Origin of the sequence: Chitinophaga sp. Cy-1792, assembly GCF_011752935.1 — a bacterium.
Taxonomy (GTDB): Bacteria; Bacteroidota; Bacteroidia; order Chitinophagales; family Chitinophagaceae; genus Chitinophaga.
The window spans coordinates 1-803 of sequence record NZ_VWWO01000017.1 but is presented as its reverse complement, the minus strand read 5'-3'; the positions used below and the strand labels follow the sequence as shown (position 1 = coordinate 803).

2 protein-coding genes are annotated in these 803 nt (G+C 58.4%); both read right to left on the bottom strand.

What is annotated here, in order from left to right; all coding sequences use genetic code 11:
• The coding region (locus F3J22_RS30255) for an MFS transporter (protein WP_205195790.1) at window positions 1-532 on the bottom strand (532 nt) is incomplete at its 3' end.
• A 44-nt stretch (window positions 533-576) separates the two neighbouring features.
• Window positions 577-803, bottom strand: a 227-nt coding sequence (locus tag F3J22_RS30435) for a hypothetical protein (protein WP_205195789.1), incomplete at its 5' end; no start/stop codon positions are given.

Here is an 803-nt window from a genome sequence, read left to right as displayed (position 1 = left end):
GGTTGATTAGGAAGATCGGTCTCCACGATGTGCCCAGTAGATCTGCGTGTACGAGCACTCCGCCGAGTACCAGCCCGATCACGGCAGCTAGTCCACTTACTACTGCAAACAGACTCATTGCCCGTGGCCGGTGTTCTTCCTCGACCGCTGTCGCGATGGTGCCGAGTACCTGCGGTGGAATCATCGCCGCTGTAGCTCCTTGCGCTACACGAGCCGCAATGAGTGCTTGAGTCGTGGGAGCTGGGGCGCAGAGCAGTGACGCAAGGGTGAACAGCGTCAGGCCGATCATAAGGACTCGCTTGCGCCCATAAATGTCACCAAGTCGTCCGCAGAGGACCAGCAGTACAGTGAAGGCTACGACGTAGCCGGCCACAATAAGCTCAAGTGAGCCCGGGCCGGGATTGAGCTCTGCATCGATCTCGGCGAGCGCGACGTTGACGATGAACGAATCTGCCATCGGCAACAACGCTGCCAGTAGTACGGCTGCCAGTCCGGCGGAACTTAGTCTGGGCGGCTTTTGGTCTTCGTTCACGGCAATTTCCTCTGAACTGCCCCCACACCAGCGCCTAAGGCGGATCAACCAGACACCGAGGTATCTACCTCGTCTGCGCCGCACAACTCCGCAATCTGGCCCGGTGGCAGACCCGTGACATCGATCAAGAACTTGACGATCTTCCAACAATCGGCCGTGGTTTCATCTATCACGCCGAAACAGCGCGTATAAAGCGGAATCCATCTGAGTGCCTGTTCAGCGAGTTCCTCGCGCGTCGGTTCCGTACTGAACTCGGAGTACCCGATGCTGC